This is a genomic window from Streptomyces sp. NBC_01237 (genome assembly GCF_035917275.1).
Taxonomy (GTDB): Bacteria; Actinomycetota; Actinomycetes; order Streptomycetales; family Streptomycetaceae; genus Streptomyces.
The window spans coordinates 973,689-987,967 of the sequence record NZ_CP108509.1 but is presented as its reverse complement, the minus strand read 5'-3'; the positions used below and the strand labels follow the sequence as shown (position 1 = coordinate 987,967).

Below are 14,279 nucleotides of genomic sequence, written 5' to 3'. Positions count from 1 at the left end.
GCGGAGGGGGAGCATGCTGGCTGTGTGACCCGGCACGGCACGACCCGGCACACCCCGCTCGACGAGAGCGGGGATGTGGCAGGGGAAGCGAGCACTGGCCGAGTACCGGACGAGCTTTCCCTGGTGCTCGCCCAGGCCGCCGTGAGCGCGATCGAGTCCGCGGGGGGATACGCGGGCGGTGTGTACCTGCGTTCGTCGACGCCCGGACTGCTGAGGCTGGCGGTACTCGCGGGGCTGCCCGGTCCGCTGTTCCGCCCCTGGTGGCGCATGCAGGTCAAGCGGCCCTTCCCGGTGTCCGAGTCCTACCGCACGGGCAGAGCGGTGCTCCTGGCCGACGCGGAGGAGGCCATGCGCCGCTTCCCGCAGCTGATGGCGGGGCTGCCGTTCCCCTTCGGCTCGCTGTACCTCCCGGTCGGGGCCGGCCGGGACCGAGCGGGCGTCCTGTTCGTGATGCGCGCCGCCACGCCCGGGGAGCCGGTGGCACCCGCCGAGAGCGGGCGGCTCCAGCGCATCGCCCGGCGGCTCGGCCAGGACCTCGCGGAACTCGGATCCGGTGGCACCTCGTGCCTGTGGGACGAGGCGCCGCTGCCCGTCCAGCTGCCCGCGGCCATCGCGCCGCCGCTGCGGATCGGCCGCTTCGACTGGGAACTCGAAAGCGGCGCCGTCACCGCCGACGAGGAGATGTGCGCGATCCTCGGCACCACCCCCGCCGCATTCCCGGGCACCGTCGACGCCCTCGCGGCGCGGCTGGTGCCGGAGGACGTGTACGGGCTGTGGGCACTCGCCCGCCAAGCCGTGGAGCCGGACGCCTCCGTCGTCCGCAGGATGCGGCTGCGGGGACCCGACGGCCGCTCGCACCTGCTGGAACTCTCGGGACGCGGGGTCCACCCGACCGGCGACGGAGCGGCCAGCCACCTGACCGGCTTCGTGGTGGACCTCGGCGCCGGCCCGGTCGTCGCGGAGGCGGCCGAACGGATACCCCGCGGCATCTTCTCGCTCGACCGGCTCGGCCGGATCACCTACGCCAACCACCTGGCCGAGGACCTCCTCGGCCGCAGCCGGACCGAGCTGGTCGGGCGCGTCCTGTGGGAGACCCTGCCGTGGTTCGGGCACCCCGCCTACGAGGACCACCACCGGGCCGCGCTGCTCTCGGACGAGGCCGTCCACTTCCTGGCCCGCCGCGCCCCGGATGAATGGCTCTCCGTCTCCATGTACCCCGGCCACGACGGGGTGACGGTGGTGCTCGACGCCACGGAACAGCCGGCCTACGCCCCCGGGTCCGTCGTCGTGCCGGGCGCCGGACTGGGCTCCCCGGCCGACCGATCCGCCGCCCTGTACCGGCCGGTCGCCCTCGCCATCGCGCTGACGGAGGCCGTCACCGCCCGCCAGGTGTCCGCCGTCGTCACCGAGGAACTGCTGCCCGCCTTCGGCGGCAGACAGCTGGCGATCTATCTGCTGAGCGAACGCCATCTCTATCTGGCCTGGGAGACCGGCTTCCCCAAGGGCTTCCTCGACCGGTTCGACGGCGTCGGTCTCGACGCCCGTATCCCCGGAGTGGAGACGCTCACCTCGGGCCGCCCCATCTTCTTCGAGTCCATGGAGCGCCTGGGGGAGGCCTATCCCGGCATCCCCATGGACGCCGACGTCGGAGCGCGGGCCTTCCTGCCGCTGATCGCCTCCGGGCGGCTGGTCGGCTCCTGCATCCTCGGCTTCGACCGGCCGCGCGGCTTCAGCCCGGAGGAGCGCACCGTCCTCACCGCCCTGGCGGGGCTCATCGCACAGGCACTCAAGCGGGCCCAGCGCTACGACAGCGAGGCGGCGCTGGCCCGGGGTCTGCAGGACGCCCTGCTGCCGCACCGGCTGCCCGGGATCGAAGGCGTCGACACGGCCGCCCGGTACCTCTCCGGCACGCAGGGCATGGACGTCGGCGGCGACTGGTACGACGTCATCGAGACCGGCCGCGGTCCCGCCCTGGTCATCGGCGACGTCCAGGGACACGGTGTGGCAGCCGCCGCGACCATGGGCCAACTGCGCAGCGCCGTACGCGCCTTCGCTCTCGGCGCACGTGATCCGCAGGAGGTGATGAGCGGTACTAACAGGCTGCTCATCGATCTCGACCCCGGCCAGTTCGCCAGTTGCTGCTATGTCGTCCTCGACCCCGTCACCGGTGTCGTCCAGGCGGTGCGGGCGGGGCATCCGCAGCCCGTGCTGCGCCATCCCGACGGCACGACGGAGGTCCTGGACCTCGCCGGTGGCATCGTCCTCGGCATCGACAGCGAGGCGGTCTACCCGGTCACGGAATTCCGGCTCGACCCCGGGGCGATGCTGGCCCTGTTCACCGACGGGCTCATCGAGCGCGCGGGGACCGACATCGACGAGGGCATCGAGCGGCTGCGGAGCGGCATCGCCGCGCTCGGCTCGGCATCCCTCGGCGACATCGCGGACCGGGTGATCGAGGAGGCGGGGCAGGCCGACGACCGGCCCGACGACATCGCGCTGCTGCTCGCCTCCCGCTGGACGGCGGCGGACTGAGCCGCCGTCCAGCGGCGCGGTTCCGGCCGGTCAGGAACCGGCGGGGGCGTCCGCCGGATCGGAGGCACCGGAAGCCCCCGACACGGCGGGAGCGCCCGACGCGTCCAGCATGGCGGAGCGGTCCACGACCTTGATCCGCTCGCGGCCCTCGGCCGCACCCAGCGCCTGCTCGTGCGCGTCCAGGCGGTGCCAGCCCTCACGCGTGGTGTAGCGGACGCCTCGTTCGTCGAGGAAGGCGACGACGGCGTCCGGGTCCGGCTGTGCGGGGGCGGGCAGCCGGCCCTCGGCGCGGTCCTCCAGCAGGCAGGCGACCGTTTCGTTGGCGTCACCCTTGGTGTGCCCGATCAGGCCGATCGGTCCACGCTTGATCCAGCCGGTGACGTACACGGACGTCATCGGCTCCTCACCGGCGATGACGCGTCCGGCGGCGTGCGGAACGGTGCCGGAGGAGACGTCGAAGGGGAGCTTCGGGAGCTCCTGCGAGTAGTAGCCGACCGCACGGTAGACGCTCTGCACGTCCCAGTCGGTGAACTCGCCGGTGCCCCGGACGTTGCCCGTGCCGTCCAGCTCGGTCCGCTCGGTCCGCAGACCCGCCACGCGGCCGTCCTCGCCCAGGACCTCGACGGGCGACTCGAAGAAGTGCAGGAAGAGCTTGTGCGGCCGGTCGCCGACATCGCGGATCGCCCAGTTCTCCAGCGTGGAGGCGACCATGTTGGCCTGCTTGTTGCCCCGCCGGGTCTCGATGGACCCCGCGTCGTAGTCGATGTCCTCGGGGTTGACGATGACCTCGATGTTGGGCGAGTGGTCCAGCTCCCGCAGTTCCATCGGGCTGAACTTGGCCTGGGCCGGACCGCGGCGGCCGAAGACATGCACTTCGAGTGCCTTGTTGGCCTTGAGGCCCTCGTACACGTTGGCCGGGATCTCCGTCGGCAGCAGCTCGTCGGCCGTCTTGGCGAGTATGCGCGCCACGTCCAGGGCCACGTTCCCGACGCCCAGTACGGCGACCTTCTCGGCCGTCAGCGGCCAGCTGCGGGGCACCTCGGGGTGCCCGTCGTACCAGGAGACGAAGTCGGCCGCGCCGTAGGAGCCGTCCAGCTCGATCCCGGGGAGACCGAGCGCGCGGTCGGCGTCGGCGCCGGTGGAGAAGATCACCGCGTCGTAGAAGGACCGCAGCTCGTCCAGCCCGATGTCATGGGGGTAGTCGACGTTGCCGAACAGCCGCAGCTGCGGCTTGTCCAGCACCTGGTGGAGTGCCTTGACGATGCCCTTGATCCGCGGGTGGTCCGGGGCCACGCCGTAGCGGATCAGGCCGAAGGGGGCGGGCATGCGCTCGAACAGGTCGATCGATACGCCCGGGTCCTGTGCGGCTTCGGATTTGAGCAGCGCGTCCGCTGCGTAGATCCCGGCGGGACCGGCTCCGACGATGGCGACGCGGACGGGGCGTGTCATGGCGTGTTGTTCCTTAGGGCGGGCGACGCGGGCAGGACGGGTGGCAAGCTGCGCAAGTAAGGCTTGGCTTACCAGTCTCCACCGCACACGTTAAGCCCTGCCGCGGCCGGACCTCGGGCCGGGGTCCTGTGGAGTCCATCGGTCCGCCCCAAGATGCCCGAATTCTGCATTATGGGGGATTTTCCGGAATTAGACTTTCCGCTCACGAAGGCCGTGCGGGCGATGCGCGATCTTCGGAGTGTGGAGCAAAACGGCCTTTTCGGACTCAGTGGCGAGAGTCACGTTCCGGACCCCTGACGGCGTGACACGTCGCCCGGTTCCCTTCTGCGACGGGAAAGTTGACTTCGCGCTGTGGGATTGCCGACAGGTATTTCCATGAATTGATCTTGCGGAAGAATTGCGATCAAGAATTCGGGGCTTGTTCTGCCCGGCCTTTCTCGCCTACGGTCACCGTCAATCCGGATGGAACGCCTAATCCTGCCGCCGTCCGGCAATCGGACCTACTTACGTACGGCAGGAGCGGGGGACCCAGGTAAGCCGCCGATCCGGTATCCGGATCGGCTCGGGGTGAAGTCGCATTCGCGTGCGGCCAGGCAACTCCAGCCTGAACCCGACAGCTCACCTCGTAGGCGACGGAGAGGAATCCACCATGCCCTCCATGGGTAAGCACCGTCGTTTCAAGGCCACTTCGCTGACCCGCGGCATCATCGCCGTGGGTGCGGGCGGAGCCGCTCTCGTGATTCCGCTGGCCGGTGCGACCGTCGCCTCGGCGGCGCCCGCGCAATCCGCCACCGCCGAAAAGGCGCCCACTGCCGTATCCGCCAAGGAAATCGCCGTCGGTAAGGGCGCCGTGACGACTCATTCCGTCATCGCGGGTGATTCCCTTTCCAAGATCGCCCGTGCGTATTCCCTCGGTGGCGGCTGGCAGAAGCTGTACGAGGACAACCGGGAGGCCGTCGGCGGCAACCCCGATCTGATTCACCCCGGTCTGAAGCTGTCGGTCGGCGCCGCATCAGTGACCGGCTCCAAGTCCTCCGACGCGTCGTCGGACCGGGCCGCGGGTGGCGACCGTGCCGACCGCTCCGAGCGGACGGCCGCACCGCAGGCCGCGCACGGTGCCCCCGGTGCCGCCGCCACGACCCCGGCGGACGACACCACCGGGACCGCGAACGGCGTCGCCGAGGCCACCGCCGTCGCCGACACCACCACCGTCCCCGCCGAGCAGCCCGCGACGTACACGGACGATCTCGACGGCTGGATCAAGGAGTCGCTGGCCGTCATGGCCGAGCACGGCATCCCCGGCAGCTACGACGGCATCCACCGCAACATCATGCGTGAGTCGTCCGGCAACCCGCAGGTCGTCAACAACTGGGACTCGAACGCCGTCGCCGGGACCCCGTCCAAGGGGCTCCTCCAGGTCATCGACCCGACCTTCCAGGCGTACCACGTGCCCGGTACGTCGATGGACAGCCTCGACCCGGTCGCCAACATCACCGCCGCGTGCAACTACGCCGCCGACAAGTACGGCTCGATCGACAACGTGTTCGGGGCCTACTGATACATGGCAGTGCCGGCAGTGGGACGAACCGATGGGCGGTGAAGGGGCTTTCGGCCCCTTCACCGCCCATCGGTGATTCCGGATCATGCCGGGCATCCGGTGCAAGTTACCCACAGGTATGTAGTGACTTACCACGCGATCGACAGTAGAACCTGTTGCACTCTGTCGAGAGTGAGGGAAGTCACATGAGTGACGCTACCATGCAGAATGCGGGATCCAAGAGGGTCTCGCGCCGTCGTTTCATCACAGGAACAGGTTCTCTTCTTGGAGCCGTGGCCCTTACGGGCCACTCGGCCCCGGCGCGGGCGGCGACCGCGGCCGAGTCCGCTCCGATCGATCCCGGCGCCCATGTGCCGGTCCTGGTGATCGGCACCGGGTACGGCGGCTCCGTCGCCGCGCTGCGCCTCGCCGAAGCGGGCGTCGATGTGCACATGATCGAGATGGGCATGGCCTGGGACACCCCGGGCCCGGACGGCAGGATCTTCGCCAACACGACCAGCCCGGACTACCGTTCCTACTGGCTGCGCACCAGGACGAAGCAGCCGCTCAGCAACTTCCTCGGTTTCCCGATCGACAGGAACGTCCCGCGCTACACCGGGATCCTGGACGCCGAGGAGTTCGCCGGCATCACGGTCTACCAGGGCCGCGGGGTGGGTGGCGGTTCGCTGGTCAACGGGGGTATGGCGGTCACGCCCAGACGGGAGAACTTCGGCGCCATCCTTCCGTCGGTGAACGCCGACGAGATGTACGGCACGTACTACCCGCGCGCCAACGCCGGGCTCGGGGTCGGCACCATCGACCCGGCCTGGTTCGACACCGCCGAGTGCTACCGGTACGCCCGGGTCGGCCGCAAGCACGCGGAGCGGTCCGGGTTCCCGTTCGTCTTCGTGCCCGCCGTGTACGACTGGGACTACATGAAGCAGGAGGCGGCCGGAAGCGTCCCCAAGTCGGCGCTGGACGGGGAGATCCTCTACGGGAACAACTACGGCAAGAAGTCGCTGCAGAAGACCTACCTCGACCGGATCAGGGCCACCGGCAGGGTCACCATCTCCCCGCTGCACAAGGTCACCTCGGTAGCCCCCGCGGCCACCGGCGGCTACACCGTCCTCATCGACCGGATCGACACTTCGGGCAACACCGCCGAGACCAAGTCCGTCACCGCGGACAAGGTGTTCTTCGCCGCGGGCAGCGTCGGCACCAGCAAACTGCTGGTCGCGCTGAAGGCCACCGGAGCGCTGTCCCGGCTGAACGGCGAGATCGGCAAGGGCTGGGGCGACAACGGCAACGTCATGTGCGGCCGCGCCAACCACATGTGGGACTCGACGGGCAAGGTCCAGTCGTCCATACCCACCGGCGGCATCGACAACTGGGCCGCCGGGGGAGCGTTCGCCGAGGTCGCACCGCTGCCCACCGGCATCGAGACCTACGCCTCGTTCTATCTGTCGATCACCAGGAACCCCCACCGTGCCGAGTTCGCCTGGAACGCCGCGACGGGCAAGGTCGACCTGAACTGGCAGGCCGCCTGGAAGCAGCCGTCCATCGATGCCGCCAGAACCATCTTCGACAAGATCAACAAAAAGGAGGGGACGATCTACCGGACCGACCTGTTCGGCGTCTACAAGATCTGGGGCGATCACCTCACGTACCACCCGCTCGGCGGCGCGGTGCTGGACAGGGCCACCGACAACTACGGCCGCCTGCACGGCTACGCGGGGCTCTACGTCATCGACGGCTCGCTGATCCCCGGCAACACCAGCGTCAACCCGTTCGTCACCATCACCGCGCTCGCCGAACGGAACATCGAGGAGATCATCGCTACTGATCTGTGACCGCGTGGCTGGGCAGCGCACACACCGTGTCGAGGCCCAGTACATGGTTGAGCCGGCCGAACGCCAGCCAGGAGCCGATGCTCATGCTCAGCTCCACGATCTCCAGCTGACTGTAGGCCGCGCTCATCCGGGTCCAGAACTCCTCGTCGAGGCCGTGGTGGTCCAGGGCGTACCGCTCGGCGTACTCCGCGGCGAGCCGGGTCCGCACGTCGAAGACATCGGCGGTACGCCACTGGGTCACCGCGTCGGCGAACGTGTCCTCGACCGTCTCCCCGTCCCGTTCGGTGCGCCAGTCCAGGCAGAACGCGCACCCGTTGATCTGCGCGGTCCGCAGCCGGGCGGCCTCGAACTCGCGCAGGCCCAGGGTCGTGTGGGCGTACACCGCCATGGAGAAATTCGCGGCGGCGATGCCGATCCCCGGGACCATCTCGCCCCATACGTACGCGATGGCGTCCTTGCCTTCGGGGATGTCGATGTTCATCGTGATCTCCTTCCGAGTCTGCCGACTGCGGGGCGCAGTGGGACGTCGAGTGCGTCGTACAGTCCGGGTTCCGCCGCCACGAGCCAGTCGACGGCGCTCACGAGGCGGCCGACCGCGGTGGCGTTCCCGCCCGCCGACCGGTTCTCGCCCTCGTCGGTGGCCTCCACCGTGACCTCGATACGCGGGCGGCCCTCGATGACCACCCGGTGCGCGCCGTCGCCGTCGGGCGGGCTCGGCCAGTGCGGTGCGCAGGAGGGGTGGATGCGGGTGATGTGCTCGATGACGATGCGGGGCTCGCCCTCGACGATGCCCTGCACCTCGAACCGCACCGCACCCTGCGTACCGGCCTCGAACCCGCCCATCGTCCTGGTCGTCACCGCGGTCTCCAGCGGGCACCGCTCCAACGTCTCGCGAATCCCGTCCAGTTCGACCCCGAGCGCCCTGGCCATCAGCCGTATCTGCCCGCCCCACACCATCGTGGGGACCGTCGGGGCGAGCATCAGCGGCTCGAAGTCCATCGGCCGGCCCATGCCGATCAGGTCGCGGACCGAGTCCTCCTGGTCGTAGGTGGAGTAGTCGAAGATCTCCTGGCAGCGGATCACGTCCACGGTGGTGCCGAGGCCGCTGATCAGCAGGGGCAGCACATCGTTGCCCCAGCCGGGGTCGACTCCGGAGACGAACAGCGAGCCGCCGCCGTCCGCGATGGCGGCCAGGACCGGCTCCCGCAGCTCCGCGGGGGCGTTGAGCTGGTCGTAGAGCGCGTACAGCGCGGGGGTGACGACCACGGCACCGGCCCGGATCGCCCGGCAGATGTCGTCGAGGGCCTCGTCGGGGCGGATGTCGCCCGACGCCGCGTACACCACCGCCCGCGGACCGGCGGCCAGCACACCGGCGGCGTCGTCGGTCGCGGCGACCCCCAGACGGCGGCCCGTCCCGCCGAGGTCACCGGCGTCCCGGCCGACTTTGGCGGGGTCGTGGACGATGACGGCGGTGAGTGCGAGGGCCGGATGTGCTTCGACGGCGCGGATCGCCGCGCGGCCGACGTTGCCAGTTCCCCAGACAACCGTGGAAATCATGCGCGGAGGGTAGCGGGAGGACCTATCAGTTCATAGTGCCGCGACCGGAAAATACGGGACCGCGGCCGGGACCCCCGCCGTCGGCGGGAGGAGATCCCCCGTTCCTGGTGCGGGGTCAGGTGAAGCTGCTGCCCCGGACCAGGAGCAGGGACAGGTCCACCGCCGCCACGGCCACCGTCCCCGCCAGAGCCGCCTTGCGCCAGAACCGGCCCAGGACGAGTCCGGCGAACGCCGTCGGGAGGACCAGCGCGAGCGTGGCCGCGCCCCACCGGTCCGGTGGCCCCGCGGGGCCCAGCACCAGCACCGCCGTCGCCGCCGCCGGGGCGAGCGGCAGCAGCAGCCGGGTGCCCGTGGCGCCGAGCCGGTGCGGCAGACCGCGGATACCGGCCCGCTCGTCGTCGGCGATGTCCGCGAGCGTGTCGCCCAGATGGGCCGCGAACCCGAGCAGCGCACCGGCGCCCACCGCCCACCACGCGGGCCAGGGGTGGCCCGGCAGGCTCAGGGTCACCACGGCCGGCAGCGCGCCGAATCCGGCCGCATAGGGGAGCCAGGACAGGGCGGTCGCCTTGAGCCGCAGGTTGTACAGCCACGCCGCGGCGACCGCGGCCAGATGCACCGTACCCGCCTGCGGGCCGCAGGCCAGCGACAGCGGTACGCACAGGGCGAGGGCGATGAACGCCGCTGCCCACACCTCGCCGGGGCTCACCGCCCCGAGGGCCACCGGCTTTCCCCGGCGGCCGGCCTCGGCGTCGCGCCGCGCGTCGTAGGCGTCGTTGCACCAGCCGACCGAGAGCTGACCGGCCAGCACGGCCGCGCCGATCAGGAGGCAACGGGCCGCGCTCGAACCGGCGGCGACGGCCAGCGCGGCAGCCAGCGACGTCACCGCGACCACCGGCCCGGGATGACAGGCCATGGCTAGCCCCGCAGCGCGGTGGAACGGCGGGGTGACCGCCACGGTCATGGCCGGTTCGTCCGGGTTGTCCATCGGCTGATCGTACGGACCCGGGGCCGGGCCAACACGACAGCCGCACGGGTCGTTTACGGCGATTCATCCACTTCTGGGGGCAGGATGGGGCCATGACGCCGCCTAAGCAGGAGTCGGGATGAGCCGGATCGCAGCTGTCCACGGGGCCCTGCCACCGCACCGCCACGCCCAGCGGGAGGTCACCGACATGGTGGCGCGCACCTGCCTGCCGCCGGGCGCCGACCGCCGCGTACTGGACCGGCTCCACGAGAACGCGCAGGTCCGCAACCGCCACACGGTCCTGCCGCTGGAACGCTATGACGCACTCGACGGCTTCGGCGGGGCCAACGACGTGTTCGTCGGCGCTGCGGTCGACCTCGGCGCCGAGGCGGTACGCGGCGCACTGCGCGCCGCCGGACTGCGGGCCACCGATGTGGACCTGCTCATGTTCACCTCCGTCACCGGAGTGGCCGCGCCGTCCGTCGACGCCCGGCTCGTGGGCCGCCTCGGCCTGCGGCAGGACGTCAAGAGGCTGCCGGTCTTCGGCCTGGGATGCGTCGCCGGAGCGGCCGGGGTGGCCCGGCTGCACGACTATCTGCTCGGCGCGCCCGACCACGTCGCCGTACTGCTCTCGGTCGAGCTCTGCTCCCTCACCTTCCAGCGCGATGACGTGACCCCCGCCAACCTGGTGGCGACCGCGCTGTTCGGCGACGGTGCGGCCGCCGTCGTCGTCACCGGAGACCGCCGGCCCCGCACCGCCGGCCCCGAGGTGGTCGCCACCCGGAGCCGGATGTACCCGGACACCGAGCACATCATGGGCTGGGACGTCCGCAGCACCGGCTTCAAGGTGGTGCTCGACCCGGCCGTCCCCGACGTGGTCCGCCGGTATCTCGCCGACGACGTGAGCGGATTCCTGGCGGAACACGGCCTCAAACCGAAGGACATCGCCCACTGGGTGTGCCATCCGGGCGGCCCCAAAGTGCTCGAAGCCGTCTCCGAGGCCCTCGCACTGCCCGAGAACGCCCTCGACGTCACCCGGCGCTCACTGGCCGACGTGGGCAATCTGTCCTCGTCCTCGGTCCTGCACGTCCTTCGGGACACGCTGGCGGAGCGGCGGCCCGAACCGGGAACGCCCGGTCTGCTGATGGCCATGGGACCCGGATTCTGCTGCGAACTGGTGCTGCTGCGCTGGTAGGACGGAGGACACATGATCTGGTACACCGCGCTGGTGCTGGCCGTCGCGGCCGAACGCCTCGCCGAACTCGCCGTGGCCCGGCGCCACACCCGCTGGAGCCTGGCCCGCGGCGGCACGGAGGCCGGCCGGGAGCACTACCCGGCGATGGTCGCCCTGCACACGGGCCTGCTGGCGGGCTGCCTGGCCGAAGTCGCGCTGACCGGACGCCCGTTCCCGCCGCTGCTCGGCTGGACCATGGCGGCCGTGGTCCTCGCCGCGCAGGCACTGCGCTGGTGGTGCATCCGCACGCTCGGACACCGGTGGAACACCCGCGTCATCGTCGTTCCGGGCCTGCCCCTGGTGACCGGCGGGCCCTACCGGTGGCTGCGCCACCCCAACTACGTCGCGGTCGCCGCCGAAGGACTGGCGCTGCCCCTGGTCCATGGCGCCTGGGTGACCGCCACCGTGTTCACCCTGCTCAACGCCGCCCTGATGGTCGTGCGGGTCCGGTGCGAGGACGGGGCACTGGCACGTATGCCGGAAGCGCAGGTGCGGGTGTGATCGACGTCCTGGTGGCCGGCGGCGGCCCGGCCGGCCTGGCCGCGGCGATCGCGGCGGCCCGCGCGGGGATGGACACCGTCGTGGTCGAACCCCGCACCACCCCCGTCGACAAGGCGTGCGGCGAGGGGATCATGCCGAGCGGGGTCGCGGCCCTGCGGGCGCTGGGAGTGCGGCCCTCCGGCCGCGAACTGCGGGGAATCCGCTACCTCGAAGGCGGCCGCAGCGCCCAGGCGGCGTTCCGCGACGGCCGGGGGCTCGGCGTACGGCGGACCGAACTGCACACCGCGCTGCACCGGCGGGCCGTGGAACTCGGCGTCCGGGTCGTACCGGGCAAGGTGACCGGCGTCCGCCAGCACCACGACAGCGTCGGCGCGATGGGACTCACCGCCCGCTGGCTCATCGCCGCGGACGGTCTGCACTCCCCGCTCCGCCGTGAACTGGGCCTCGACCGCCCCGCCGCGGCGCCGCGGCGCTACGGGCTGCGCCGCCACTACCGGATCGCCCCCTGGACGGACTTCGTCGAAGTCCACTGGTCCCGGCAGGGCGAGGCCTATGTGACACCCGTCGGGGAGCACCTCGTGGGCGTGGCCGTACTCAGCCGCGACCGCCGCCCCTACGCGCGGCACCTGACCGCCTTCCCCGCGCTCGCCGCCGTACTCGACGGCCTGGACGCCACCCCCGTGCGCGGCGCCGGACCCCTGCGGCAGGGAGCCCGGAGCCTGCGGGCCGGACGTGTCCTGCTGGTCGGCGACGCGGCGGGCTACATCGACGCGCTGACGGGGGAGGGCATCGCCCTGGCCATGGCGACGGCCACCGCGGCGATCGGCTGCCTGGCCACAGGCCGCCCCCAGGACTACCCCCGGCACTGGGCCCGGCTGACGAGACGTCACCGGCTGCTCACCGAAGCCCTGCTGAGGGCGGCCCGGTACCCCGGCGGAGGCCGTCTGATCGTCACCGCGGCCCAGCGCGCACCGGCGCTGTTCGGGGCGGCGGTGCACGCCCTGCGATGAGCCCGCCACAGCGGCGGCCGAACGGGCCCGGTCGGCGTACCGGGGATCACGGACCGGGCGGCCGCAGCCGCAACTGGAGCATGGCCTCGAACCGTGCCTCCGGGTCGCCGAGGTCGATGCCCGCCACCACGGCCAGCCGCTTGAGCCGGTACCGGAAGGTATTGGGGTGGATGTGGACGGTGGCCGCGGCGGCGATCACATCACCGAACGTGCTCAGCCAGGCGTCCAGCGTCTCGGTGAGGGCGGTGTGGTGCCGCGCGTCGTAGGCGCGCAGCCGGACCACCGGACCGTCGGGAAGATCGTCCTCGGCGGCGATCCGGTCCGTCAGCTCCTCCAGCAGCGAGGCGGCGTAGACGTCCGACAGCCGGGCCGCCCGGCGCGCCGAGCGCCCGGAGCAGAGCACCCGCAGCGCCCGGTCCGCATCCGCGCGGGAACGTCGCAGCTCGGCCGGGCGCGCGGCGAGCCTGCCGACGCCTATGACGGCCGGGACCCGACCGCCGATGCGGCCCAGGAACGCCTCGGCCACCCGCAGCGCCTGCTCGTCCGAACTCGTCGGCAGAACCGCGTAACTGACACCACCCAGCGAGGCCGCCGCCGTACGGGGGTGGATCGCCGACAGATGCAGGGCGAGGGCCTCCGCGACGCGCTCGCCCGCCGCCGCCCGGTCGGGCGCGGACGCCTCTCCGGTGACCGCCAGGGCCAGGACGCAGGCGGGCTGCACCGAAAGGCCCAGCCGGATGGCGGCCTGGGGCGCGTGCGGGCCGCCCTCCAGCACGGTGGCGAGCAGATCCGCGCGCAGCCGGCGCTCGACGTCCTCGCCCGTCCGCTGCCGCAGCAGATGCAGGGCCGCCACCTTCGCCGCCTCGTGCAGGGACTGCGTACGGTCCTCGCTCAGCGGGCCCTCGACGACGACCCAGATCGAACCGAGGATCTCACCGCCCGCCCGGACGGCGATCGCGACCCGCGGCTTGGCGGAGATGCCCTCCACGAAGACCGGACCCTCGTTGCGGTACAGGGCGTGGAAGGCGCCGCGCTCCTCCAGCGCCCGCAGCTTCTCCGCGGGCACCTGACGGTCCAGGACGGTCGCGATCCTGGCCTCGTCGCCCTCGTCCTGCCGACTGGAGAACGCCAGCACCCGCCCGTTGCGGTCCTCCACGGTGACCGGGCCGTCCAGGAGCCCGGCCGTCGCGTTGGCCAGGGCGAACAGATCCCCGGCCAGCGGCTCACCGCCGTCGGCCTCGTCGGGACCGCCCACCGTGCCCAGTTCGTCGACGGCGAGCAGCGACCGCAGCAGCGCCGCCACCTGCGCCCAGGACGCGCCCGGGGTCAGGCCCAGCACGGTGAGGCCGGTGCGCGCGGCCGCCTCGGACACCGGCCCCTCCACCGGGACCGGCGACCGGACCACCACGGCCGCCGCGCCGAGACCGGCGGAACGGTCGACGAGGGCGGCGACCTGCTCGGCGCCGTACACCCCGACGCCGAGTACCACCGCGCCCGGCAGCCGGGCCGGCTCGTCCAACGGGTCCTGGATCAGCACCCCGGTCACGGCACGGGCCGGATCCGCCTCCCCGGCCACCACCTCGATCAGCGTCGATCCCAGATCCGTGAGTATCCGGCCGAGCACGGCCCGCGGCTGCTCCGTCAT

The 14,279-nt window shown here is 71.8% G+C and carries 11 protein-coding genes and 1 riboswitch; of the genes, 6 read left to right on the top strand and 5 right to left on the bottom strand.

The features are described 5' to 3' along the window. Window positions 1-24: 24 nt before the first annotated feature. Complete coding sequence (locus OG251_RS40610; protein ID WP_442818461.1) at window positions 25-2,532, top strand: SpoIIE family protein phosphatase; 2,508 nt, start codon at window positions 25-27, stop codon at window positions 2,530-2,532. 30 nt (window positions 2,533-2,562) lie between these two features. Here OG251_RS40610 and OG251_RS40605 read toward each other — a convergent pair whose 3' ends face one another. Next, window positions 2,563-3,981 (bottom strand): FAD-dependent oxidoreductase, encoded by a 1,419-nt coding sequence (locus OG251_RS40605; protein ID WP_326682282.1) that lies wholly within the window; start codon window positions 3,979-3,981, stop codon window positions 2,563-2,565. A 487-nt stretch (window positions 3,982-4,468) separates the two neighbouring features. After that, window positions 4,469-4,628: riboswitch (cyclic di-AMP (ydaO/yuaA leader) on the top strand. A 2-nt stretch (window positions 4,629-4,630) separates the two neighbouring features. Between OG251_RS40605 and OG251_RS40600 the strand changes: the two genes are divergently transcribed. Beyond that, the gene (locus tag OG251_RS40600; protein WP_326682281.1) at window positions 4,631-5,539 is read left to right on the top strand and encodes a transglycosylase SLT domain-containing protein; all 909 of its coding nucleotides are present in this window, start codon (window positions 4,631-4,633) and stop codon (window positions 5,537-5,539) included. 200 nt (window positions 5,540-5,739) lie between these two features. Then, the gene (locus OG251_RS40595; protein WP_385893148.1) at window positions 5,740-7,368 is read left to right on the top strand and encodes a GMC oxidoreductase; all 1,629 of its coding nucleotides are present in this window, start codon (window positions 5,740-5,742) and stop codon (window positions 7,366-7,368) included. Here OG251_RS40595 and OG251_RS40590 read toward each other — a convergent pair. The 3 genes from OG251_RS40590 to OG251_RS40580 all read right to left on the bottom strand — a co-directional run bounded on the left by OG251_RS40590 (window position 7,355) and on the right by OG251_RS40580 (window position 9,910). After that, on the bottom strand, window positions 7,355-7,849 hold the full coding sequence (locus OG251_RS40590; RefSeq protein WP_326682279.1) for a carboxymuconolactone decarboxylase family protein: 495 nt from the start codon (window positions 7,847-7,849) through the stop codon (window positions 7,355-7,357). The genes OG251_RS40595 and OG251_RS40590 overlap by 14 nt on opposite strands. Continuing rightward, window positions 7,846-8,925 (bottom strand): NAD(P)H-dependent amine dehydrogenase family protein, encoded by a 1,080-nt coding sequence (locus OG251_RS40585; protein WP_326682278.1) that lies wholly within the window; start codon window positions 8,923-8,925, stop codon window positions 7,846-7,848. The genes OG251_RS40590 and OG251_RS40585 overlap by 4 nt, the downstream gene beginning before the upstream one ends. A gap of 115 nt (window positions 8,926-9,040) precedes the next feature. After that, on the bottom strand, window positions 9,041-9,910 hold the full coding sequence (locus OG251_RS40580) for a UbiA family prenyltransferase (protein ID WP_442818460.1): 870 nt from the start codon (window positions 9,908-9,910) through the stop codon (window positions 9,041-9,043). 118 nt (window positions 9,911-10,028) lie between these two features. On the opposite strand from OG251_RS40580, the gene OG251_RS40575 reads away from it, so the two are divergent. The 3 genes from OG251_RS40575 to OG251_RS40565 are packed head-to-tail and all read left to right on the top strand — an operon-like array spanning window position 10,029 to window position 12,634. Beyond that, window positions 10,029-11,084 carry a type III polyketide synthase gene (locus OG251_RS40575; RefSeq protein ID WP_326682277.1) on the top strand — a complete coding sequence of 352 codons (1,056 nt, stop codon included), beginning with the start codon at window positions 10,029-10,031 and terminating at the stop codon, window positions 11,082-11,084. 12 nt (window positions 11,085-11,096) lie between these two features. Next, window positions 11,097-11,624 (top strand): isoprenylcysteine carboxyl methyltransferase family protein, encoded by a 528-nt coding sequence (locus OG251_RS40570; RefSeq protein ID WP_326682276.1) that lies wholly within the window; start codon window positions 11,097-11,099, stop codon window positions 11,622-11,624. Continuing rightward, window positions 11,621-12,634, top strand: a complete 1,014-nt coding sequence (locus tag OG251_RS40565; protein WP_326682275.1) for an NAD(P)/FAD-dependent oxidoreductase — start codon at window positions 11,621-11,623, stop codon at window positions 12,632-12,634. Before OG251_RS40570 ends, OG251_RS40565 begins: the two co-directional genes overlap by 4 nt. Before the next feature lie 46 nt (window positions 12,635-12,680). Here OG251_RS40565 and OG251_RS40560 read toward each other — a convergent pair whose 3' ends face one another. Beyond that, window positions 12,681-14,279: a PucR family transcriptional regulator gene (locus OG251_RS40560; protein ID WP_326682274.1), complete on the bottom strand. Its 1,599-nt coding sequence runs from the start codon at window positions 14,277-14,279 to the stop codon at window positions 12,681-12,683.